Annotated in this window: 1 protein-coding gene; it reads left to right on the forward strand. The window is 56.9% G+C overall.

The window, feature by feature from the left end; all coding sequences use genetic code 11:
* The coding region (locus tag P0D96_RS47920; RefSeq protein ID WP_408321319.1) for a transposase at positions 1 to 1,354 on the forward strand (1,354 nt) is incomplete at its 5' end.
* Positions 1,355 to 1,427 lie beyond the last annotated feature (73 nt).

A 1,427-nucleotide genomic window follows, 5' to 3' on the forward strand; every position in this document is an offset into this window, starting at 1 on the left:
CGTCCCGCAATCGCACCTGTTGAGAGGCATCGATCGTTTCCTTGATCTGCGAGATCTGCGCCAGCATCTCGCGCCGTTCTACAGCCCGATGGGGCGCCCATCAATTGACCCGGAGCTCATGATCCGCATGTTGATCGTGGGTTACTGCTTTGGCATCCGGTCCGAGCGACGTCTATGCGAAGAGGTGCATCTGAATCTCGCATACCGCTGGTTCTGCCGGTTAGGTCTGGAGGATGCCGTACCGGAACATTCGACGTTCTCAAAGAACCGTCACGGGCGCTTTCGCGATAGCGATCTGTTGCGTCACGTGTTCGAATCCGTGCTGAGCCGCTGCATGGCCGAGGGGCTTGTCAAGGGTGAGGGCTTCGCGATTGACGCAAGCATCATCAAGGCCGACGCGAGTCGTGCGAACGGAGTGCCGGGAACAGAACCTATCGACTGGGGACGTGCCGACGGCCAGAGCCGGGCTGTGCGGGAATATCTTGAGGCACTGGCGCAAACCAATCCGGTGGAAGCGGACACGTCAGAGCCAGCAGCGTCTTCGACACCTCCAAAGAAGATATCCCTGACTGATCCTGCTGCACGATGGACGGCTGCACCGGGTGGTCCCGCGTTCTTTGCCTACTCGACGAATTACCTGATTGACCTGCAGGCAGGGATCATTGTTGACGTTGAAGCGACGCCGGCGAACCAGTCCCAAGAGGTCGAATCAACCCGGACAATGATCGATCGTGTTGAACACCAACGGGACCTGAAGCCTCGCCGACTGGTAGGTGACACTGCATACGGCACAGCGGCGCTGCTTGGCTGGATGGTTGACGAGAAACATATCGAGCCGCACGTCTCGGTCTGGGATAAAACAACGCGCAAGGACAATACGTTCTCACGTAGCGAATTCATCTGGAATGAACAGGCCAACGAGTATCGATGTCCCGCGGGAAACGCGCTACGCAGCGACTGGCGTCCACTGAAGAATCCACGCACGCACATCACGAAAGCAGACACCATCGTCTACCGAGCAAGTCAGATGGACTGTGATGGCTGTTCGATGAAGGATCGATGTTGCCCGAATATGCAGTTTCGTAAAATCGTGCGCAGCATCCATGAAGCTGCACGTGATGAAGCGAGGCGCATCGCGACAACCCCAGAATACAAACAGTCGCGCCGGCAGCGAAAGAAGGTGGAAATGCTCTTCGCCCACCTCAAACGCATCCTCAAACTTGATCGCTTGCGACTGCGTGGTCCAAGCGGTGCCCATGATGAGTTTCTGATGGCAGCAACTGCGCAAAATCTGCGAAGAATGGCCAAGTGGCTCATGCCTGACGGTAAGCAGACAAACCAGGCAGCTACATGACGATAAACGGAGGGCGTCGCACCTTGCAGGACCGCCGCCTCCCTGAACTTTCCAGCTCGAAACGTATTGCAAA

This window comes from Paraburkholderia sp. RL17-347-BIC-D (assembly GCF_046027915.1).
GTDB lineage: Bacteria > Pseudomonadota > Gammaproteobacteria > Burkholderiales > Burkholderiaceae > Paraburkholderia.